Here is a 21523-nt window from a genome sequence, read left to right on the forward strand (position 1 = left end):
TGAAGCGATCCGCTGCCTAAAACTTCGTAACTCGTTGAATCTCAAGGAGTTTTCCGTTTCGACTGCGCCGGAAGTGGGGCGAATTATAGAGAACTAAAACTCGCCGTCAACCCTTTGTTTCAATCTTATTCAGATTTCAGCGTAATACGCGCAAACGCCTTCTTGCCAGCCTGGCAGACATGGGTCGCACCCAGCACATACATGAAGGAACGATCGACCACCTCACCATCGACACGCACACCGCCAGAACCCAGCAAGTCGCGCGCAACTGCCGAGTTCTTCACCAAGCCTGCCTTATTAAGCACCGCCGCGATCGGCATGTCCTCAGCAGCGGTCAGCTGGATCTCCGGCAAATCCTCCGGCAGCTCGCCATCCTTCATGCGGTTGCCTGCGGCACGATGCGCATTGGCCGCGGCCTCTTCACCATGGAAGCGAGCGACAATCTCTTCTGCCAGCTTGATCTTGATGTCACGCGGATTGGCACCCGCCTCGACATCCGCACGCAAGGCATCGATCTCGTCCATCGAGCGGAAGCTGAGCAGTTCGAAATAACGCCACATCAACGTATCGGGAATGGAAACCAGCTTGCCGTACATGACACCTGGAGCCTCCTGGATACCGACGTAGTTGCCCAGCGACTTGGACATCTTCTTGACGCCGTCCAGCCCCTCGAGCAACGGCATGGTCAGAATGCACTGAGCCTCCTGACCGTAGCCACGCTGCAGCTCACGCCCCATCAACAAGTTGAATTTCTGGTCGGTACCGCCCAGTTCGACATCGGCACGCAATGCGACCGAGTCGTAGCCCTGAACGAGCGGATAGAGGAACTCATGAATGGCGATCGGCTGATTGGTGGTATAGCGCTTGTCGAAGTCGTCGCGCTCGAGCATGCGGGCAACCGTGTACTGCGAAGTCAGGCGAATGAAGTCCGCCGGCCCCATCTGATCCATCCAGGTGGAGTTGAAGGCGACTTCGGTCTTCGCCGGATCCAGAATCTTGAACACCTGACTCTTGTAGGTCTCGGCGTTCTCCAGCACTTGCTCACGGGTCAGCGGCGGACGGGTCGCGCTCTTGCCGCTCGGATCGCCGATCATGCCGGTGAAGTCGCCGATCAGAAAGATCACCTGATGCCCCAGCTCCTGGAACTGGCGCAGCTTATTAATAAGCACGGTGTGCCCCAAGTGCAGATCCGGCGCAGTCGGATCGAAGCCGGCCTTAATACGCAGCGGCTGGCCACGCTTGAGCTTTTCGATCAGCTCGGACTCGACCAACAGTTCTTCCGCACCACGTTTAATCAGCGCTAGCTGCTCTTCAACCGACTTCATAACAGACCCGCAAGGCTCAGATTCAAAGGGAACCAACCATACAAGATCGCGCACCAAATACAAGGTTTGCCCGGCGCGCGGACGCCAATCCGCAGGCACGTCGCCCGCAGACTTGCTTCAGAGATGATTTGGTTATATTTTATACAGTTATTTCATCTTCATCATGTCATTCATCTTTTCCAATTCATCTTTTTCAAAGTCAAAAGTCCTTTATGACCACAGAATCGTCTAAAGCGCCGCCGCTTTACCCGAAAACCCACCTGCTGGCCGCAAGTGGAATCGCCGCTCTCCTCAGCCTGGCCCTGCTGGTATTCCCTTCCAGCGATGTTGAAGCCAAAAAGACAACCTTGAGCCTTGAACTGGAAAGTCCTGCTGAACAACTGACACAGGATCAAGACGCCGCCGACGCCGTCCAAGCCACAAGCGAGCCCGTCACTTCCCCTTTCGCACAGATTGAAAACAGCGACGAAACGGCTCCGGAAACCGCCCAGGCGCCCGCCGCCCCTGCCGCGCCGGCCGAAGCAAAGAAGGCCCCGGGCCACAGGGAAGTGGTCGTCGCCAAAGGCGATACGCTTTCCACCCTCTTCGAAAAGGTCGGCCTTCCGGCCGCCGCCGTGCACGAAGTGCTGGCCAGCGACAAGCAAGCCAAGCAATTCAGCCAGCTCAAGCATGGCCAGAAGCTTGAATTCGAACTGAACCCCGAAGGCCAGCTGGTCAACCTGCACAGCAAGGTCAGCGATGTTGAAACCATCACCCTGACCCGCAACGACAAAGGTTTCGCGTTCAACCGCGTCACCGCCAAGCCGACCGTCCGCACCGCTTACGTCCACGGCGTGATCAACAGCTCCCTGTCGCAGTCCGCCGCCCGCGCCGGTCTGTCCCACAGCCTGACCATGGACATGGCCAGCGTATTCGGCTACGACGTCGACTTTGCCCAGGACATCCGTCAGGGCGACGAATTCGACGTGATCTACGAGCAGAAAGTGGTCAACGGCAAAGCCGTGGGCAACGGCCCCATCCTTTCGGCACGCTTCACCAACCGCGGCAAGACCTACACCGCCGTGCGCTACACCAACAAGCAAGGCAACAGCAGCTACTACACCGCTGACGGCAACAGCATGCGCAAGGCGTTCATCCGCACGCCGGTCGACTTCGCCCGCATCAGCTCGAAATTCTCCATGGGCCGCAAGCATCCGATCCTCAACAAGATCCGCGCCCACAAAGGCGTCGACTACGCGGCCCCCCGCGGCACGCCGATCAAGGCAGCCGGCGACGGCAAGGTGCTGCTGGCCGGTCGCCGCGGCGGCTACGGCAACACCGTGATCATCCAGCACGGCAACACCTACCGCACGCTGTACGGCCACATGCAGGGCTTCGCCAAGGGCGTGAAGACCGGCGGAACCGTCAAGCAAGGCCAAGTGATCGGCTACATCGGCACGACCGGCCTGTCCACCGGCCCGCACCTGCACTACGAGTTCCAGGTCAACGGCGTTCACGTCGACCCGCTGGGCCAGAAGCTGCCGATGGCCGACCCGATCGCCAAGTCCGAACGCGCCCGCTTCCTCGCGCAGAGCCAGCCGCTGATGGCGCGCATGGATCAAGAGAAGGCCACCTTGCTGGCCTCGAGCAAGCGTTAAGCCATGGCCCTTTACATCGGCGTGATGTCCGGAACCAGCCTCGACGGTCTGGACATCGCCCTGATCGAACAGACCTCGGCGATCCGCCTGATCGCCACGCACTACCTCCCCATGCCTGAATCCCTGCGCGCCGAGCTGCTTGGCTTGTGCGCCAGCGGCCCCGATGAGATCGCCCGCTCGGCCATTGCCCAGCAGCACTGGGTGACGCTCGCAGCGCAAGGCATTCACACCCTTCTCGAACAGCAGCGGCTCAGCGCCGACGACATCCGCGCAATCGGCAGCCACGGCCAGACCATCCGCCATGAACCGGCGCGTGGCTTTACGGTGCAGATCGGCAATCCCGCCCTGCTGACCGAGCTGACCGGCATCACGGTGGTCAGCGACTTCCGCAGCCGCGATGTGGCCGCCGGCGGCCAAGGCGCGCCTTTGGTTCCGGCCTTCCATGAAGCGTTGTTTGAGGAGCGTAACGGCAATCGCGCCGTTCTGAATGTCGGCGGTTTCAGCAATCTGAGCCTGATTGAGCCGAACGCACCTGTAGCCGGTTTCGACTGCGGCCCTGGGAATGTGCTGATGGACGCCTGGATCCACCGGCAGCGCGGCGAAAACTATGACCGCAACGGCGAGTGGGCGGCCAGCGGCAGCATAGATCCGACCCTGCTGGAAGCGTTGCTGAGCGACCCGTTCTTCGCCACTCAGGGCCCGAAAAGCACGGGGCGCGAGGTATTCAACCTGCCTTGGCTGGAGCGACACCTGTCACGCCTGCCGCAGGTTGCGCCAGAGGATGTCCAGGCGACGCTGCTGGAACTGACGGCGCATACCATCGTCCAGTCCCTGCAGGCGGCTCAAACCGAGACGCGGGAGCTTCTGGTCTGCGGCGGCGGCGCCCATAACGCCACACTGATGAAGCGCCTGGCCGAGCGGCTGCCGGACACCACCGTTGCCAGCACAGCGACCCACGGGGTCGACCCCGACTGGGTGGAGGCCATGGCGTTTGCCTGGCTGGCGCATTGCTGTCTCGAAGGCATCACGGCCAATCGCCCGAGCGTCACCGGCGCCCGAGGCTTACGCGTGCTTGGCGCGATCTACCCCAACTGACCGAACCGCAAACAGCAGAACGCCGCAGCTCCGTGAGGAACTGCGGCGTTTTGCTGTTTGCGCAAGAAAAATTCAGATCGAGAACGAAGAGCCGCATCCGCAGGTGGTGGTGGCGTTCGGATTCTTGATCACGAACCGCGAGCCCTCAAGACCTTCCTGGTAATCCACCTCGGCACCGGCCAGGTACTGGAAGCTCATCGGGTCGACCACCAGGCTGACCCCTTCGCGCTCGACGATGGTGTCGTCTTCGGCCACATCCTCATCGAAGGTGAAGCCGTACTGAAAACCTGAACAACCGCCGCCCGTAACGAATACGCGCAGCTTCAAGCGATCATTCCCCTCTTCATCGACCAGGCTCTTCACCTTGTGCGCGGCACCCTGGGTGAATTGCAAAGCCGTGGGGGTGAAGGATTCGACGCTCATGCTGACTATCTCCCGGCGCTAAGCCGTCATATTGCGTGATGACGCGCATTATCCGCTTGTCCTAGAAAATCGGTCAACTATTGTTACGGTATATCAATAAAGCCTTTCACTGGCCCGAATGCGAAAAGGCCCGTGTTCCGGGCCTTTTCGCTGTTCGCAAGGACGTGTTACGGCAGCATGCCGGCATGGGACAGACCCATGCGCTCATCCAGGCCGAACAGAATGTTGAGGTTCTGCACCGCCTGGCCCGACGCGCCCTTGACCAGGTTGTCGATGACCGACAGCACCACTACCAGGTCGCCGTCCTGCGGACGGTGCACGGCGATCCGGCACACGTTGGCGCCGCGCACGCTGCGGGTCTCCGGGTGGCTGCCGGCCGGCATGACGTCGACGAACGGTTCATTGGCGTAACGCTTCTCGAACAGCGCCTGGAGATCCACCGAACGGTCGGTCACGGTTGCGTACAGCGTCGAGTGAATGCCACGGATCATCGGCGTCAGGTGCGGAACGAACGTCAGGCCGACGTCCTTGCCCGCCGCACGGCGCAGCCCCTGGCGGATTTCCGGCAAGTGACGGTGACCTTTCACCGCATAAGCCTTGAAGCTTTCCGACGTCTCGGAGTACAGCGATCCTACAGAGGCACCACGACCGGCACCGCTGATGCCCGACTTGCAGTCGGCGATCAGGTGCGAGGCATCGGCAAGGCCGGCCTCGAGCAAAGGCAGGAACCCCAGCTGCGTGGCGGTCGGGTAGCAACCCGGCACCGCGATCAGGCGCGCCTTGCGGATCTGCTCACGATTGACTTCCGGCAGACCGTAGACTGCCTCGTCCAACAGTTCCGGCGCGCCGTGCGGCTGGCCGTACCACTTGGCCCACTCGTCGGCGTCCTGCAGGCGGAAGTCCGCCGACAGGTCGATGACCTTGGTGCCGGCGGCCAGCAGTTCACCCGCCAAGGCGTGGGCGACACCGTGGGGCGTGGCGAAGAACACCACATCGCAGGCGCCCAGGGTCTTGATGTCCGGAACGCTGAACGCCAGACCGTCGTAATGGCCGCGCAGGTTCGGGTACATGTCGGCGACGGCCATGCCGGCCTCGGATCGGGAAGTGATGACCACCACCTCTGCCTGCGGATGCTGCGCCAGCAGACGCAACAGTTCGACACCCGTGTAACCCGTGCCGCCGACGATACCGACCTTGACCATGAACCTGCCCTCAACGAACCCACTGGAAAGCCGTCGATGATAGGGGCCGCGCGCCCCTGCGACAACCGTCAAGGTGACGTGCGGCCGCCCGAGCCTCTACTATCCGGCTACCGTGAACCTGGGAATCAATCCAATGCTCTATCTGTGGCTCAAAGCGTTTCATATCGTCAGCGTGGTCTGCTGGTTTGCCGGGCTGTTTTACCTGCCGCGGCTGTTCGTCTATCACGCGCAAAGCGAGGACGCCGTCAGCAAGGAACGGTTCAGCGTCATGGAGCGCAAGCTGTACCGCGGCATCATGGGGCCTTCGATGATCGCCGTGCTGATCTTCGGCGGCTGGCTGATCAGCCTCAACCCGAGTGCCTACTTCACCCAAGGCGGGTGGATGCACGCCAAGCTCACGCTGGTCGCGCTCCTGATCGGCTATCACCATGTGTGCGGCGCGTACGTCAAACGTTTCGCCCGTGGCGAAAACACCCGCAGCCATGTCTTTTATCGCTGGTTCAATGAAGTGCCAGTTCTGATACTGCTTGTTATTGTAATTCTGGTCGTGGTTCGGCCGTTTTAACCTTCATAAGCACAACTCATCGGGGGATGTCCCATGTCGCTGCCCGCTTTGCTCGACCAACGCCTGCGCCTGCCCGTCGTGGCCGCGCCGATGTTCCTGATTTCCAACCCGGATCTGGTGCTCGCCTGTTGCCGCAATGGCGTGGTCGGCAGCTTCCCCGCGCTGAACCAGCGCGAAAGCAGCGGTTTCAAGGCCTGGCTGGAACAGATCGAGGCGGGTCTGGCGCTCATGGAAAACCCGGCGCCGTATGCGGTGAACCTGATCGTCCACCCCACCAACCCTAGGCTGCAGGCGGATCTGAACATCTGCGTCGAACACCGGGTGCCGATCGTCATCACCAGCCTGGGCGCGGTCAAGGAAGTGGTCGATGCCGTCCACAGCTACGGCGGCCTGGTGTTCCACGATGTGACCACCCGCCGCCACGCGGAGAAAGCCGCCGAGGCCGGCGTCGACGGCCTGATCGCCGTAGCGGCGGGCGCCGGCGGCCATGCCGGCACCTGGAGCCCGTTCTCGCTGATCGCGGAGATCCGTCAGTTCTTCGACAAAACCCTGCTGCTCGCAGGATGCCTGAACCACGGGCATGAGATTCTTGCTGCCCAAGTGCTGGGCGCGGATTTGGCCTACTTCGGCACCCGATTTATCGGCACCACCGAAAGTCATGCGCCTGACGCATACAAGGACATGCTGCTGACTGCCAAAGCGGCGGACATCATCCATACTCCTGCCGTGTCGGGCGTACCGGCCAGCTTCATGCGCCAGAGCCTGGAGGCCGCCGGCTTCGACATGGCGGCCCTGCAGGGCAAGGGCGACGTGAACTTCGGCGAAAAGCTCAAGCCCCTCAGCGATGAGGCCAAGGCCTGGAAAACCGTCTGGTCGGCGGGCCAGGGCGTAGGCGGAATCAAGGATCTGCCGAGCGTGGAGCAACTGGTGGCCCGCCTGGACAGCGAGTATCGCCAGGCACTGGCGCACGCGGCGCAGTTGCCGAACCGCTGGCCACGCTGAGAAAAAGGCCAGCCGATCCGCGGCCGGCCTTACACTCACCGACTGCGACACCCCACTTCAATCCATCTCGCGACAAGGATGCCCGGCCATGAGCGAAACCCGTTACAAGATCGTGTTCGACGGCGCTCTGCAGCCCGGAGTCGACATCACCACCGCCAAGCTCAACCTGGCGGATCTTTTCAAGAGCGATGTCGCCGCCATCGAGCGGCTGTTCAACGGGCGCACCGTCGCACTCAAGCGCGACCTGTCCCACAGCGATGCGCAGGTTTACCTGCAGGCACTGGGCAAGACCGGCATCGAAGCCCGGATCGAGCCCGAAACCACGGTCGAACTGAACCTGGCGGACGTGCACGAACAGGCGCCCGCTCAGGCGGAACCGGATTCGCCCTACGCCCCGCCCCGGGCCGACGTCGGCGACCACCTCCCCGAGTTCGCCACCCTCAAGCCGTTCAGTGTCGAAGGCCGGATCGGCCGCCTGCGTTTCCTGGCCTGGACGATGGTGTTGAGCCTGGTGACCCTGCCGATCATCGGCATCTTTGCGTTCATCGGGCTGGGCCTGGTCAGCACGGACTCCACCACCGGGCTGATCATCGGCGGCATCGTCGCGTTCTTTCTGTTCCTGGCCTTCAGCCTCGTCAGCATCCTGTTCAGCGTGCAGCGCCTGCATGACATCGGCTGGTCCGGCTGGCTCTGGCTGCTGAACCTCGTGCCGTTCGTGGGCAGCATTTTTCCGCTGGTGATGATGGTCATGCCGGGCAACGACGGCGCCAACCGCTATGGCCCGCCGCCACCGCCCAACACCACGGCGGTCAAGGTGCTGTGCTCGCTGTGGATCGTGTTCGTCGGGCTCATCTTCGCGGGCGCGATGGTCGGCGGTATTTCGGCGATCCAGGAGGAGTACGAAACCAGCCTGGAAAGCAGCTACGAAAGCGGCTCGGTGACCACCGACGAGATCGACTCCGTGGCCGAACCGGCAACGATTTCCGAGGACGAAGCAGCCGAAGCGGCCCCGCCCCCTGTAGACTCTGGCAAAGAATGAACAGCGCTCCGGCCCGCGACACCTGCGTCGCCGGCCGGAGCTGTTGCGATGGAGAACTGCATGACCCGTTACGCTCTGATCACCGGCGCCTCCAGCGGCATCGGCCTGGCCATGGCCGAAGCCCTTGCCCGCCGCGGCCGCAGCCTGATCCTGGTGGCCCGACAGCGTGATCAGCTGGAAAGCATTGCGATCGAACTGACCCAGCGCTTCGGCGTCGAGGTGCTGTTCCGCGCCTGCGATCTGGGCGAACCCTTGCGCCTGTCCGGCTTCCTGCTGGAACTGGAAGAAGGCGACCGGCAGATCGATCTGCTGGTGAACTGCGCCGGCATCGGCACCTGCGGGCCGTTCCTGGCCCAGGACTGGATGACCGAGCAGGACCTGATCGAGGTGAACATCCTCGCCCTCACCCGCCTCTGCCACGCCATCGGTAACAGCATGGCGCTGCAGGGCGGCGGGCAGATCCTCAACGTCGCCTCGGTCGCGGCGTTCAACCCCGGCCCGTGGATGAGCACCTACTACGCCAGCAAGGCGTATGTGCTGCACTTCTCCGAAGCACTGCGGGTCGAGCTGAAGAAGTGCGCGGTGAAGGTCTCGGTGCTCTGCCCGGGGCCGACCCGTACGGCGTTCTTCCGCACCGCCCAACTGAACGACGGAAAGCTCAACGACAGCCGACTGCTGATGAGCCCGGAAGAGGTCGCGCTGTACACCGTGCGCGCCCTGGAGAAAAACCGCGCGATCATCATCCCCGGCCGGATGAACCGCTGGTTCGCCTTCCTGCCGCGCCTGGGCTCGCGCTGGCTCAACCGCACCGTCACCGGCATGGTCAACAAGGCTTACTGCCCGCGCTGAAAGGCCGGCAGGCAATCGGCTGGGCGCGGTGAACCCGCATGGGTACACTCGACCCGCCCCACACAACGGAGAAAACAGCTGTGGATACTCTGTTCACCAAGATCATCAACCGGGAGATCCCGGCGAAGATCATCTACGAGGACGACCAGGTCCTGGCCTTCCACGACATCGCCCCGCAGGCGCCCGTGCATTTTCTGGTGATCCCGAAAAAGCCGGTGCGCACCCTCAACGACCTGACTGAAGACGACAAGGCACTGGCCGGGCACATCCTGTTCACCGCCCAGCGCCTGGCGCTGGAGCTGGGTTGCGAGGAAGGCTTCCGGGTGGTGATGAACTGCAATGAAAAGGGCGGACAGACCGTCTACCACATTCATATGCATGTGCTCGGTCAGCGTCAGATGAACTGGCCGCCGGGCTGAGTCTTTCCGCGGGAGGGGGCTTGCCCGCTCCCGCCGAAGTCTCCATCCCCTCTGAGTCACGATGACCCAGCGCAATCCTTCTCGGGCCGATTCGGTTAAACTGGCCGCCGAGATTCCCCCCGGAGGTCAGCATGACTACCCAACGTCACTACTCGCCCATTGACCGTCTTCTGCTGCAAGCCGATGCCGCCATGCGCACCTTGCTGCCGTTCAGCGGCCAGCCGCATCGCCCGTCGCCGGCCATCGTGCAGCCCGATGCGCAGATGAGCGACGAAGACACCCGCCATGTCGCCGGCCTGATGCGCATCAACCACACCGGCGAGGTCTGCGCCCAGGCGCTGTACCAGGGCCAGGCGCTCACCGCCAAGCTGCCGCAGGTGCGCGAAGCGATGGAGCATGCCGCCGAAGAAGAGATCGACCACCTGGTGTGGTGCGAACAACGTATCCATCAGCTGGGCAGCCACACCAGCGTGCTCAACCCCTTGTTCTACGGCATGTCGTTCGGCATCGGCGCCGTGGCCGGACTGATCAGCGACAAGGTCAGCCTCGGATTCGTCGCGGCGACCGAACATCAGGTGTGCAAGCACTTGAACGAGCACCTGGAGCAACTGCCTGCCGAGGACGAAAAGTCCCGGGCGATCCTGGAGCAGATGCGCGTCGATGAGGAACACCATGCCGAAAGCGCGCTGCAGGCCGGCGGGTTCCGCTTCCCGGCGCCGGTGAAGTTCGGGATGAGCCTGCTGGCGAAGGTGATGACCAAGAGCACCTACCGGATCTGAACGCTCCCACACAATAAAAAAGGCGACTGCCCCGGGGCAGTCGCCTTTTTTTGTGCTCGGGGATCTCAGCTCGGCATGTTGCGGGCGTAGAAGATCTCCAGCATTTCGTGTTTCACACGCTCGGTCACCTGGGCACGCTGCTCGGCCGACAGGTTGCTGGTGGCGTCGCCGAACAGGTAGTTGTCCAGTTCGAAGTTCTTCAGCAGCATTTTGGTGTGGAACAGGTTTTCCTGGTACACGTTCACGTCGGTCATCTGGTACGCGTCGCGGGTGTCTTCGGAGAGATAGTTCTGGATCGAGTTGATCTCGTGGTCGATAAAGTGCTTGTTGCCTTCGACGTCACGGGTGAAGCCGCGCACACGGTAATCCACGGTCACGATGTCCGAATCGAACTGGTGAATCAGGAAGTTGAGCGCTTTGAGCGGTGAAATCACGCCGCAGGTCGACACGTCGATGTCCACACGGAACGTCGCGATACCGTCGTCCGGATGGATTTCCGGATAGGTGTGCACCGTGATGTGGCTCTTGTCGAGGTGGGCGAGGATGATCTCGGGCAGCGGGCCCGGAGACTCTTCGATCTGACTCTCGGTCGGGGTCACCGGCTCTTCGGAGATCAGGATCGTGACGCTGGCGCCTTGTGGCTCGTAGTCCTGACTGGCGATGTTCAGGATGTTGGCACCAATGATATCGACAACTTCCGTGAGGATCTGCGTCAGGCGCTTCGCGTTGTACTCTTTGTTGATGTACTCGACGTAGGCCTGCTGGTCTTGCGGGGTTTCCGCGTAGCAGATGTCATAGATGTTGAAGCTCAAGGTCTTTGTCAGGTTATTGAACCCGTGGAGCTTGAGTTTGCTTTTCACCGTTGAAAACTCTCTATGTATGCGGCACGGCCGCGTGATCAAGCATGCCCGTCAAGTGCGAACGACGCACCTGCGTAGGACGGTTAACACCTCTTCGCGATGGCGATTTTGGTTATCTGTTCAGGCGGATGACCCATCGGCAGACCGGTCACAGCCCTGAAAAAAGTGGCGCATTATGCAGACGTCGGCGGGGGATCGCCAGAGTCTGCACTGCTTTTATGATAGTTGAATGTCGGCTCAGCCGAGCTCGACGATCTCGTAGTCGTGGGTGATGGCCACACCGGCCGCGCCCAGCATGATCGAGGCCGAGCAGTACTTCTCGGCGGACAGCTCGATGGCGCGCTTGACCTGGGCTTCCTTCAGGCCGCGGCCCTTGACCACGAAATGCATGTGGATCTTGGTGAAGACCTTCGGGTCTTCGGTCGCGCGTTCGGCGTCCAGGAACGCTTCGCAGCTCTCGACGGCCTGGCGGGCCTTCTTCAGGATGCTGACCACGTCGAAATTGCTGCAGCCGCCGACGCCCAGCAAGAGCATCTCCATCGGGCGGACACCCAGGTTGCGGCCACCGGCCTCCGGCGGACCGTCCATGACCACGACATGGCCGCTGCCGGATTCGCCGAGGAACATGGCTTCGCCAGCCCATTGGATGCGTGCCTTCATCGCCAAGACTCCACTGTAGAAAAAAGGGCCGCCAGCTTAGCACAGGGCTACGCTTTGACAGCGACTGCCATTCCTAGGACGGATACGGCCATGACGTAGGTAAATTCTCGAATCTTCAAGGAAGTGTCTGGTAAGCTGGCGCCAAATCACTGACGCCCGGTCGACCTGTCAACGACCGCTCTCGGCGCCTCATAAAAAAATCAAACATAACCGTGCAGTCTTTTCGGGATACAACCATGGTTGGTATTACCCCCACCCCCAAAATCAAGAACCTCGACAAGCTGTTGATGCATTGCCAGCGCCGCCGCCATGCGGCCAAGAGCAACATCATCTGCGCCGGCGACCGTTCCGACACGCTGTACTTCATCATCAAGGGTTCGGTGACGATCCTGATCGAGGATGACGACGGCCGGGAGATGATCATCGCCTACCTCAACGCCGGGGACTTCTTCGGCGAACTGGGGCTGTTCGAACAGGCCGGCCAGGAACAGGAGCGCAGCGCCTGGGTGCGGGCCAAGGTCGAATGCGAAGTCGCGGAAATCAGCTACGCGAAATTCCGCGAACTGTCGCAACAGGATCCGGACATTCTTTACGTGCTCAGCGGACAAATCGCACAACGCCTGCGCAACACCACACGCAAGGTCGGCGACTTGGCGTTCTTCGACGTGACCGGCCGCGTGGCCCGCTGCCTGCTGGAACTGTGCAAGCAGCCCGATGCGATGACCCACCCGGACGGTATGCAGATCAAGGTGACACGTCAGGAAATCGGGCGGATCGTCGGCTGCTCGCGGGAGATGGTCGGCCGGGTGCTCAAGGATCTCGAGGACCGCAACCTGGTGGACGTGAAAGGCAAGACCATGGTGGTCTTCGGGACACGCTGAGCCCGCAGGCTCAAGCGTAGATTTGCGCCAGCATTGCCCGCAAGAGCACGTCGAGCCGCGCCAAGGCCTGCGCATCCGGAAATTTCTCATGCAGCGCAATGTGGCTTTGCGCACGCACCCGCTGCTCCAGCCCGCAGGCTTCGTTGAAGCGGTTGACGGCCGCGACCATCGACTCACGTTCGTCATCCATCAGCATCGCCCCGTGCACCAGCCCCACCGGCCGCTGACCGCCCTGACTCTGGCGCCAGCGCTGGGCGGTGCCGACCATCTTGCGTCCGTCGAGGTTGACGTTGAACCGGCCGTCGCAGAACGCACCGTCGATCTCGCCCAGGGAAGACATGCCACCCAACTCATCCAACAGCTGGCATATCGGATCGCACAAACGCCGATAGCCGGTCTCGATCCGGTTCAGGTCGCCCTCACTGCGCGGCGGCGCGTACACCAGTGCGATGTTGACGGTCGAGGCCGACTGCGGCACCGGTTCGCCGCCGGTTTCCCGCAGCAGCACGGGCCAGCCGGCCGCGGCCGACACTTCGCAGGCCCGATCGAAACCGGGCAGGCGGTTGAGGCGGCGCGGCATGACCAGCGCCCGGTCGCTCGGCTGCCAGAACAGCAGGCCGCATTCGGAATCGCCGGCGCAGACGGAGGCCAGCAAGTCCTGTTCGGCTTGCAGTCCGGATTCAATGGTCAGGGAGGTGGGGATCATAAGGTTTCCATGGGACTTGCGGTCTGAGGTGAATCTTATGCCGCCTTCGCGGGCAAGCCCGCTCCCACAGGGACAGCGCAAAACCTGTAGGAGCGAGCCTGCTCGCGAAAAGCTTGACTGGACGAACGGAAAATCAGTCGAGGGTCGAACCGCTCACCGGAACGCCGCGTTCCGGGAAGAACAGGCGCTGCAGCTCGGTGCCCGGGCTTTCGGCACGCATGAACGCTTCGCCGACCAGGAACGCGTAAACGTCGCTGATTTCCATCAGTTCGACGTCGGCGCGGTTGAGGATGCCGCTCTCAGTGATCACCAGGCGGTCACGCGGGATGCGCGGCAGCAGGTCGAGGGTGGTTTCCAGGCTGACATCGAACGTGTGCAGGTTGCGGTTGTTGATCCCCACCAGCGGCGTGTCGAGGGTCTTCAGCGCGCGCTCCAGCTCATCGCCGTCGTGGACTTCCACCAGCACGTCGAGGCCGACGTCCTTGGCGACCGACGCCAGCTCCTTCATCTTCACGTCATCCAGGGCGGAGACGATCAGCAGCACGCAGTCGGCGCCCAGGGCCCGGGCTTCGACGATCTGGTACGGATCGATCATGAAGTCCTTGCGGATCACCGGCAGCGCACAGGCCGCGCGGGCCTGCTGCAGGTAGGCGTCGGCGCCCTGGAAGTAGTCGATGTCGGTCAGCACCGACAGGCAGGTCGCCCCGCCCTTCTCGTAGCTCTTGGCGATGTCGGCGGGCACGAAGTTCTCCCGGATCACGCCCTTGCTCGGCGAAGCCTTCTTGATCTCGGCAATCACCGCCGGCTGTTTCTTCTTGGCCTGCGCCAGCAGCGCGCCGGCAAATCCGCGGGGTGCATCGGCCGTCCTGGCCAGGCTTTCCAGCTCGCTCAGGCTCACACGGGCGCTGCGCTCGGCGACTTCCTGAAACTTGCGGGCCAGAATGTTTTCCAGAACCGTCGGTACACTCATCCCTCATTCTCCACTTTGAATACCGCGGTAAAGGCGCCCAGCTCCTCGAGCTTCTCCCGAGCGAGGCCGGTGTGCAGGGCGTCGTGCGCAAGCGCCACGCCCTCTTTCAGGCTGCTGGCCAGGTCGGCGGCGTACAGCGCCGCACCGGCGTTGAGCACAATCATTTCAGCGGCTTTCTGGCCGCTCTCGGTCTTGCGCTTGCCCAGCGCATCGCGGATCAGCGCCAGCGACGCTTCCGGGCCTTCGACCGACAGGCCGTGCAGGCTCTGGCTCTTCATGCCCAGGTCTTCCGGCTCGACCCAGTATTCGCTGATCTGGCCATCCTTCAGCTCGGCGACGAAGGTCGGCGCCGCAAGGCTGAACTCGTCCAGGCCGTCCTTCGAATGCACCACCAGCACATGCTTGCTGCCCAGGCGCTGCAAGACTTCGGCCAGCGGCCGGCACAAGGCCGGCGTGAACACGCCCACCACCTGATGCTTCACACCGGCCGGATTCGTAAGCGGGCCGAGCATGTTGAACAGGGTACGCAGGCCGAGGTCGCGGCGCGGGCCGGCGGCATGCTTCATGGCTTTGTGGTGGGTCTGGGCGAACATGAAGCCGATGCCGACGTTGTCGATGCAGCGGGCCACTTGGGTCGGGGTCAGGTTCAGGTAGATGCCGGCGGCTTCCAGCAGGTCGGCGCTGCCGCTCTTGCCCGACACCGCGCGGTTGCCGTGCTTGGCCACGGTGCAGCCGGCCGCCGCGACGACGAACGACGAGGCGGTGGAGACGTTGAAGATGTTGGCGCCGTCGCCGCCGGTGCCCACCACGTCCACCACGCGGTCGAGGGTCTTGAGTTCGACCTTGTCCGCCAGCTCGCGCATGACCGAGACCGCGCCGACGATCTCGTCGATGCTCTCGCTCTTCATGCGCATGGCCATCATGAACGCGCCGATCTGCGCGTCAGTGCATTGGCCGGTCATGATCTCGCGCATCACATCGCGCATTTCATCGGTGCTGAGGTCGAGGTGGTCGACGATGCGGCTCAGGGCTGTCTTGATGTTCATGAGAGGTCCTTAGCGCACGCCGCCGGTCTGTTTGAGGAAGTTGGCGAACAGTTCATGGCCCTGTTCGGTCAGGATCGATTCCGGGTGGAACTGCACGCCTTCGATGTTCAGGGTCTTGTGGCGCAGGCCCATGATCTCGTCCACCGAGCCGTCCTCGTGCTGCGTCCAGGCGGTCAGTTCCAGGCAGTCGGGCAAGGTCTCGCGCTTGACGATCAAGGAATGATAGCGGGTGACGGTCAACGGCCGGTTCAGGCCTGCGAACACGCCCTTGTCCTCGTGGAATACCGGGCTAGTCTTACCGTGCATCACCTGGCGGGCACGCACCACGTCACCGCCGAAGGCTTGGCCGATGGACTGGTGCCCGAGGCAGACGCCGAGGATCGGCAGCTTGCCGGCGAAGTGCTTGATCGCCTCGATGGAGACGCCGGCTTCGGTCGGGGTGCAGGGGCCCGGGGACACCACGATGCGCTCCGGGTTGAGCGCTTCGATCTGGGCGACGGTCAGTTCGTCGTTGCGCACGACCTTGACCTCGGCCCCCAGTTCGCCGAGGTATTGCACAACGTTGTAGGTAAAGGAGTCGTAGTTGTCGATCATCAGCAACATGGCGTTTCGAACCTCTTGAATTCTGGCTTGGAGACAGCCTTCGAACGGTTTGCCCGCAGGGCGCTGCACGATGTCGGACGCGCGGATCGCGTCGGCACAGCGGCGGTTCAGACAGGCAAGGAAGGCAAAGCAGTACAGATCCGGCGGGGCCGGCAGAGAAGATTCAGGCGCGCCAACGCCAGCGGGCGTGCGCCTTGATGACTTGATCCAGGAGTTTGCTGACGATCAACACGGGGAAGGTCTCGTTCATACGTTCCGGCACAGTAACTTAGCTGGGCAGAGCGTGCAATATGATGGCGGGGCCGGCCGGCGGCCAAATCGGACAAAGCGCGTCAAACCCGGGGAGTGTTCGCGACAGATGGCAAAACGCCGGATGTTTTTGGTACTGTCGTTTCGTTCACTACAACAATAAATAAACGGACTTGCTCATGATCAAACAGACGTTGTTCGTACCGCTGGCCGGATGCTTGCTCGCGATGGCCTGCGCCCAGGCGGTCGCCGCCCCAAACCCTTACTCGAATTTCGTCGTCTTCGGCGACAGCCTCAGCGACGCGGGGACGTTCACCGACAGCGGCGGCCCGGCCGGCTCGGGCAAGCGCTTCACCAACCGCACAGGTCCCGCCTACCGGGACGGCAGCGGCGAATTCTATTCGCTCAACGCCACCCAACTGCTCGGCGGACGGCTGGGTTTCACGCCGGACCAGACCGCCTCCGCCGACTCGGCGGTGCGCGCCAACCAAGGCCTGCCGGACGGCAACAACTGGGCCGTCGGCGGTTACCGCACCGACCAGATCCTGGACTCGATCACCAGCTCGTCCGCCTCCGGCGAACGCACCCGCACCGGCTACCTGCCGTCCAACGGTTTTCGCGCCGATCCGAACGCGCTGTACTACCTGACGGGGGGCGGCAACGACTTCCTCCAGGGCCGTGTCACCAGCCTCGCCCAGGCCAGCGCCGCCGCCGACCGACTGGTCGACAGCGTGCAGACCCTGCAAGGCGCCGGCGCCCGCTACATCATGGTCTGGCTGCTGCCGGACATCGGCCTGACCCCGGCCATCAACGGCTCGCCGCTGCAAGCCTTCACGTCGCAGCTCAGCGCCCAGTTCAACAACGAACTGGTCAGCCAGCTGCAAGGCGTCAACGCCAACATCATTCCGCTGAACATTCCGCTGCTGCTGGGCGAAGTGTTCGCCAACCCGGCCCAGTTCGGCCTGGCCACCGACCAGAACCTGGTCGCCACCTGCTTCAGCGGCAGCGGCTGCACCGAGAACGCCCGGTACGGCATCAACAGCGCCACGCCGGATCCGACCAAACTGATCTTCAACGACTCGGTGCACCCGACCGAGGCCGGGCAACGCCTGATCGCCGATTACGCCTACTCGCTGCTGGCCGCGCCGTGGGAACTGACCCTGCTGCCGGAAATGGCCCAGGGCTCGCTGCGCGCCCACCAGGACGAGCTGCGCAACCAATGGCTGGCCGACTGGGAGAACTGGCAGGGCGTGGGCCAATGGCGGGCCATCGTGGCCGCCGGCGGCCAGCATCAGGACTTCGACGACCAGAGCGCCGGGGCAAGCGCCGACGGCAACGGCTACAACCTGAACATCGGCGCCAGCTACCGCCTCGACGACGCCTGGCGCGTCGGCGTCGCGGCCGGGCTCTATCACCAGAAGCTCGAGGCCGGCGACAACGACTCGGACTACAAGCTCAATTCCTACATGGGCACCGTGTTCGCCCAGTACCAGCAGAACCGCTGGTGGGGCGACCTGGCGATGACCGCCGGCCGGCTGGACTACGACAGCCTCAAGCGCAAGTTCCAGCTGGGGGTCAACGAGCGCGGGGAGAAAGGCGACACCGACGGCTACGTGCTGGCCATCGGCGGCCGCGTGGGCTACGACATCGCGCCCGAGGCGAGCAGTCCGTGGCACCTGTCGCCGTTCGTCAGCGCCGACTTCGGCAAGGCGCAGGTGAATGGCTACTCGGAAAAAGGCGCGGACGCCACGGCGCTGACCTTCGACGACCAGTCGCGCATCTCCCGCCGGTTGGGCCTCGGCATCCAGGGCAAGTACCAGGTCACTGCACAGACCCAGGTGTTCGGCGAATTCGCCCATGAGCGCGAATACAACGACGATGCCCAGGACCTGACCATCAACCTCAACAGCCTGCCGAACAACCGCTTCACCCTCGAAGGCTACAAGCCGCAGACCAACCTCAACCGCCTGAACCTGGGCGTGAGCCACAACCTCAGCAAGGAAGTCGCCCTGCGCGCCAGCTACAACATCCGCAAGGACGACGACTTCACCCAGCAAGGGGTGAATGTCGGGGTGAGCCTGGACTTCTGACAGGCAGGCAACAAAAAAGCGGCGCCTTTTCAGGCGCCGCTTTCTTTTTGTGGCGAGGGTGACCCGATGTCAGTCCGGGGTCTGCTCGGCCAACGCCACGGCACGGAACATCGCCCGGCGCTTGTTGATGGTCTCTTCCCATTCCAGCGCCGGCACCGAGTCGGCCACGATGCCGCCGCCGGCCTGCACATGCAGTTCACCGTCCTTGATCACCGCCGTGCGGATCGCGATGGCGGTGTCCATGTTGCCGTTCCAGGCGAAATAACCCACCGCGCCGCCGTACACGCCGCGCTTGACCGGTTCCAGCTCGTCGATGATTTCCATCGCGCGGATCTTCGGCGCGCCGGACAAGGTGCCGGCCGGCAGGATCGCCCGCAGCGCGTCCATCGCGGTCAGGCCTTCCTTCAGTTGGCCGGTGACGTTGGAGACGATATGCATCACGTTGGAATAGCGCTCGATGACCATCTTCTCGGTGAGCTTCACCGAGCCGACTTCCGAGACGCGCCCGGTGTCGTTGCGGCCCAGGTCGATCAGCATCAGGTGCTCGGCGACTTCCTTGTCGTCCGACAGCAGGTCTTCTTCCAGCGCCAGATCCGCCTCTTCGGTGGCCCCGCGCGGGCGGGTGCCGGCGATCGGGCGCACGGTGATCAGGTTGTCCTCGACCCGCACCAGCACTTCCGGCGAACTGCCGACCACGTGGAAGTCGCCGAAGTTGAAGAAGTACATGTACGGCGTCGGGTTGAAGCAGCGCAGCGCGCGGTACAGGTCGATGGGCGCGGCCTTGAAGTCGATCGACATGCGCTGGGACGGCACGACCTGCATGCAGTCGCCGGCCAGGATGTATTCCTTGATGGTGTCGACGGCTTTTTCGTAGTCGTTTTGAGTGAAGCTGGAGCGGAACACCGGCTCGGCCGCCTGTTGCTTGCCGAAATCCAGGCCCCGGCGCGGGGTGATCGGCTGACGGAGTTTCTCCAGCAAGGCCTGCAGTTGCGCCTGGCCCTGCTCATAGGCGTCGGCCCGGGACGGATCGGCCAGGACGATGGCGTGCATCTTGCCGGCGAGGTTGTCGAACACCACCACGGCGTCGGAGACCATCAGCAGGATGTCCGGCACACCCAGCGGATCCGGGTTCGGGCATTTGCCCAGCCGTTTTTCCACGTAGCGCACGCAGTCGTAGCCGAAGTAGCCCACCAGGCCGCCGTTGAAGCGCGGCAGGCCGGCGATGGTCGGCACGTTGTAGCGGGCCTTGAAGGCCTCGACGAACGCCAGCGGATCCTCGACGTCGTGGCTTTCGGTCTCGACGCCGTCGACGGTGACGCTCACGTGGTGGTCATGGACCCGCAGCACGGTGCGGCACGGCAGGCCGATGATCGAGTAGCGGCCCCACTTCTCGCCGCCCTGCACCGATTCGAGCAGGTAGGAGTTGGGCTGGTCGGCCAGTTTCAGATAGATCGACAGCGGCGTGTCGAAGTCGGCCAGGGTTTCGCAGGCCAGCGGGATGCGGTTGTAGCCGGCAGCGGCCAGGCGCAGGAATTCTTCGCGGATCATGGGGTGCCTCGTGGTGTGAGGTGCAAATCGGTCAGGTGTGCAAACGCGCCGGCAGGGCCGGCCAGGGTCACGTCAGGCGCGCCAACGCCAACGGGCCAGGGCCTTGATGACTTTCATCCAGAGTTTGCGGGTGACCACCACGATGGCGTTTCCAGAAGGGGATTGAGAAGCGTCGGGCAACGTTATCCCAGCGGCCGGATCCAGGCAACCGGGAATTAGCGTGCGCAAATCGTCGATCACCAGCGCCGGGGACTCCTCGGCGATCGGCCGCCCGTGGTTGTAACCGTAGGTGAGGCCGACGCACTTGACCCCCGCCGCATTCGCCGCCAGCACATCGCTGCGCGAGTCGCCGACGAACAGCGACTGCGAGGCCGGGATGCCGGCCATCTTCATGACGAAGAACAGCGCCGCCGGGTCCGGCTTCTTCTGCGGGAGGGTGTCGCCGCCGATGATCCACTTGAAGTAGCGGCCGATCTTCATCTGGTCCAGCAGCGGCGCGACGAAACGCTCCGGCTTGTTGGTGATCAGGGCCATGGCCACGCCCTGCTTGTGCAGCCATTTGAGGGTGTCGCGCACGCCGGGGTAGACCACGGTCAGCTCATGGCTGGCGCCGTAGGCCTCCATGAAGACCTCCAGCGCCCGCTCGGCCTCGGCGTCGTCCACCGCCGAATGGTCCAGACCGCCGGCCAGCGCCCGGCGCACCAGCACCGGCGCGCCGTTGCCGACCCATTCGCGCACCGCCTCAAGGCCAGCAGGCTCGCGGCCGAGGGTGAGCAGCATGTTGTCCACAGCGGCCGCCAGGTCAGGAACCGAATCGATCAGCGTGCCATCCAGATCGAACATCACCAACCGCGGCAGTTGCCCCGGGAACAGCTGCTCAAAACCGCTCATGGACGGGCCGACGCCAGTTCGGAACGCATCTTGTCGATGACTTCCTTGTAGTCCGGCGCGTTGAAGATCGCCGAGCCGGCCACGAAGGTGTCGGCGCCGGCCGCGGCGATCTCACGGATGTTGTTGACGTTGACGCCGCCGTCGATCTCCAGGCGGATGTCGCGGCCCGACGCGTCGATGATCGCCCGCGCCTCGCGCAGCTTGTCGAGGGTGGCGGGAATGAACTTCTGCCCGCCGAAGCCTGGGTTGACGCTCATCAGCAGCACCATGTCGACCTTGTCGATCACGTACTTGAGCACGTCCAGCGGCGTGGCCGGGTTGAACACAAGGCCCGACTTGCAGCCGCCTTCGCGGATCAGCTGCAGCGAACGGTCGACGTGCAGCGAGGCTTCAGGGTGGAAGGTGATGTAGGTGGCGCCGGCCTCGATGAAGTCGCCGACGATGCGGTCCACCGGGCTGACCATCAGGTGCGCGTCGATCGGTGCGGTGACGCCGTACTTGCGCAGCGCCGCGCAGACCATCGGGCCGATGGTCAGGTTCGGCACGTAGTGGTTGTCCATGACATCGAAGTGAACGAAGTCGGCGCCGGCGGCCAGGACGTTGTCCACTTCCTCGCCCAGGCGGGCGAAGTCGGCGGAGAGAATCGACGGAGCAATTACGAAGGGCTGCATGACGCACCTTTTC

At 63.2% G+C, this 21523-nt stretch carries 22 protein-coding genes; 10 read left to right on the forward strand and 12 right to left on the reverse strand.

Annotated features, from left to right (window positions below; genetic code table 11):
• Window positions 1–125 precede the first annotated feature (125 nt).
• Window positions 126–1325 carry a tyrosine--tRNA ligase gene (gene tyrS / locus CAG31_RS24890; RefSeq protein ID WP_085586204.1) on the reverse strand — a complete coding sequence of 400 codons (1200 nt, stop codon included), beginning with the start codon at window positions 1323–1325 and terminating at the stop codon, window positions 126–128.
• Between the two features lie 212 nt (window positions 1326–1537).
• Between tyrS and CAG31_RS24895 the strand changes: the two genes are divergently transcribed.
• The gene (locus CAG31_RS24895; RefSeq protein WP_085586206.1) at window positions 1538–2962 is read left to right on the forward strand and encodes a peptidoglycan DD-metalloendopeptidase family protein; all 1425 of its coding nucleotides are present in this window, start codon (window positions 1538–1540) and stop codon (window positions 2960–2962) included.
• Between the two features lie 3 nt (window positions 2963–2965).
• Window positions 2966–4057, forward strand: a complete 1092-nt coding sequence (locus tag CAG31_RS24900; protein ID WP_085586208.1) for an anhydro-N-acetylmuramic acid kinase — start codon at window positions 2966–2968, stop codon at window positions 4055–4057.
• A 72-nt stretch (window positions 4058–4129) separates the two neighbouring features.
• Here the strand turns inward: CAG31_RS24900 and erpA are convergent, their stop codons facing one another.
• Both erpA and argC read right to left on the reverse strand, forming a co-directional pair.
• On the reverse strand, window positions 4130–4480 hold the full coding sequence (gene erpA / locus CAG31_RS24905) for an iron-sulfur cluster insertion protein ErpA (RefSeq protein ID WP_003228776.1): 351 nt from the start codon (window positions 4478–4480) through the stop codon (window positions 4130–4132).
• 167 nt (window positions 4481–4647) lie between these two features.
• Window positions 4648–5682 (reverse strand): N-acetyl-gamma-glutamyl-phosphate reductase, encoded by a 1035-nt coding sequence (gene argC / locus CAG31_RS24910; RefSeq protein ID WP_085586210.1) that lies wholly within the window; start codon window positions 5680–5682, stop codon window positions 4648–4650.
• A gap of 133 nt (window positions 5683–5815) precedes the next feature.
• Here argC and hemJ point away from each other — a divergent pair, with 133 nt between their 5' ends.
• The 6 genes from hemJ to coq7 all read left to right on the forward strand — a co-directional run bounded on the left by hemJ (window position 5816) and on the right by coq7 (window position 10335).
• Window positions 5816–6247: a protoporphyrinogen oxidase HemJ gene (hemJ, locus tag CAG31_RS24915; RefSeq protein WP_085586212.1), complete on the forward strand. Its 432-nt coding sequence runs from the start codon at window positions 5816–5818 to the stop codon at window positions 6245–6247.
• Between the two features lie 33 nt (window positions 6248–6280).
• Window positions 6281–7249, forward strand: coding sequence for a nitronate monooxygenase family protein (locus CAG31_RS24920; protein ID WP_085586214.1), 969 nt, complete (start codon window positions 6281–6283; stop codon window positions 7247–7249).
• An 88-nt stretch (window positions 7250–7337) separates the two neighbouring features.
• Entirely contained in the window at window positions 7338–8288 is a 951-nt protein-coding gene (locus CAG31_RS24925; protein ID WP_085586216.1) for a DUF805 domain-containing protein, read from the forward strand.
• A 60-nt stretch (window positions 8289–8348) separates the two neighbouring features.
• Window positions 8349–9137, forward strand: coding sequence for an SDR family oxidoreductase (locus CAG31_RS24930; RefSeq protein WP_085586350.1), 789 nt, complete (start codon window positions 8349–8351; stop codon window positions 9135–9137).
• A gap of 80 nt (window positions 9138–9217) precedes the next feature.
• Window positions 9218–9556 (forward strand): histidine triad nucleotide-binding protein, encoded by a 339-nt coding sequence (locus CAG31_RS24935; protein ID WP_003228789.1) that lies wholly within the window; start codon window positions 9218–9220, stop codon window positions 9554–9556.
• Between the two features lie 131 nt (window positions 9557–9687).
• On the forward strand, window positions 9688–10335 hold the full coding sequence (gene coq7, locus CAG31_RS24940) for a 2-polyprenyl-3-methyl-6-methoxy-1,4-benzoquinone monooxygenase (protein WP_085586218.1): 648 nt from the start codon (window positions 9688–9690) through the stop codon (window positions 10333–10335).
• A 65-nt stretch (window positions 10336–10400) separates the two neighbouring features.
• Here the strand turns inward: coq7 and speD are convergent, their stop codons facing one another.
• Window positions 10401–11195: an adenosylmethionine decarboxylase gene (speD, locus tag CAG31_RS24945; RefSeq protein WP_085586220.1), complete on the reverse strand. Its 795-nt coding sequence runs from the start codon at window positions 11193–11195 to the stop codon at window positions 10401–10403.
• Window positions 11196–11432: 237 nt separating this feature from the next.
• The gene (locus CAG31_RS24950) at window positions 11433–11855 is read right to left on the reverse strand and encodes an OsmC family protein (protein WP_085586222.1); all 423 of its coding nucleotides are present in this window, start codon (window positions 11853–11855) and stop codon (window positions 11433–11435) included.
• 236 nt (window positions 11856–12091) lie between these two features.
• On the opposite strand from CAG31_RS24950, the gene crp reads away from it, so the two are divergent.
• On the forward strand, window positions 12092–12736 hold the full coding sequence (gene crp, locus CAG31_RS24955; protein WP_085586224.1) for a cAMP-activated global transcriptional regulator CRP: 645 nt from the start codon (window positions 12092–12094) through the stop codon (window positions 12734–12736).
• Between the two features lie 10 nt (window positions 12737–12746).
• Here crp and CAG31_RS24960 read toward each other — a convergent pair whose 3' ends face one another.
• The 4 genes from CAG31_RS24960 to CAG31_RS24975 all read right to left on the reverse strand — a co-directional run bounded on the left by CAG31_RS24960 (window position 12747) and on the right by CAG31_RS24975 (window position 16061).
• Window positions 12747–13442, reverse strand: coding sequence for a lipoate--protein ligase family protein (locus tag CAG31_RS24960; RefSeq protein WP_085586226.1), 696 nt, complete (start codon window positions 13440–13442; stop codon window positions 12747–12749).
• A gap of 133 nt (window positions 13443–13575) precedes the next feature.
• Window positions 13576–14412 carry an indole-3-glycerol phosphate synthase TrpC gene (gene trpC / locus CAG31_RS24965; protein ID WP_085586228.1) on the reverse strand — a complete coding sequence of 279 codons (837 nt, stop codon included), beginning with the start codon at window positions 14410–14412 and terminating at the stop codon, window positions 13576–13578.
• Window positions 14409–15458 (reverse strand): anthranilate phosphoribosyltransferase, encoded by a 1050-nt coding sequence (gene trpD / locus CAG31_RS24970; protein WP_085586230.1) that lies wholly within the window; start codon window positions 15456–15458, stop codon window positions 14409–14411. The genes trpC and trpD overlap by 4 nt, the downstream gene beginning before the upstream one ends.
• A 9-nt stretch (window positions 15459–15467) precedes the next feature.
• Window positions 15468–16061, reverse strand: coding sequence for an aminodeoxychorismate/anthranilate synthase component II (locus tag CAG31_RS24975; protein WP_085586231.1), 594 nt, complete (start codon window positions 16059–16061; stop codon window positions 15468–15470).
• Window positions 16062–16489: 428 nt separating this feature from the next.
• On the opposite strand from CAG31_RS24975, the gene estP reads away from it, so the two are divergent.
• Entirely contained in the window at window positions 16490–18400 is a 1911-nt protein-coding gene (estP, locus tag CAG31_RS24980; protein ID WP_085586233.1) for an esterase EstP, read from the forward strand.
• A gap of 69 nt (window positions 18401–18469) precedes the next feature.
• Here estP and trpE read toward each other — a convergent pair whose 3' ends face one another.
• From trpE to rpe, 3 genes are all read right to left on the reverse strand, one after another.
• Window positions 18470–19948: an anthranilate synthase component I gene (gene trpE, locus CAG31_RS24985; RefSeq protein WP_085586235.1), complete on the reverse strand. Its 1479-nt coding sequence runs from the start codon at window positions 19946–19948 to the stop codon at window positions 18470–18472.
• A gap of 72 nt (window positions 19949–20020) precedes the next feature.
• Window positions 20021–20839 (reverse strand): phosphoglycolate phosphatase, encoded by an 819-nt coding sequence (locus CAG31_RS24990; protein WP_085586237.1) that lies wholly within the window; start codon window positions 20837–20839, stop codon window positions 20021–20023.
• Window positions 20836–21510 carry a ribulose-phosphate 3-epimerase gene (gene rpe, locus CAG31_RS24995; protein WP_085586240.1) on the reverse strand — a complete coding sequence of 225 codons (675 nt, stop codon included), beginning with the start codon at window positions 21508–21510 and terminating at the stop codon, window positions 20836–20838. Before rpe ends, CAG31_RS24990 begins: the two co-directional genes overlap by 4 nt.
• Window positions 21511–21523 lie beyond the last annotated feature (13 nt).

This window comes from Pseudomonas sp. R25(2017) (assembly GCF_002112565.1).
GTDB lineage: Bacteria > Pseudomonadota > Gammaproteobacteria > Pseudomonadales > Pseudomonadaceae > Aquipseudomonas > Aquipseudomonas ekonensis.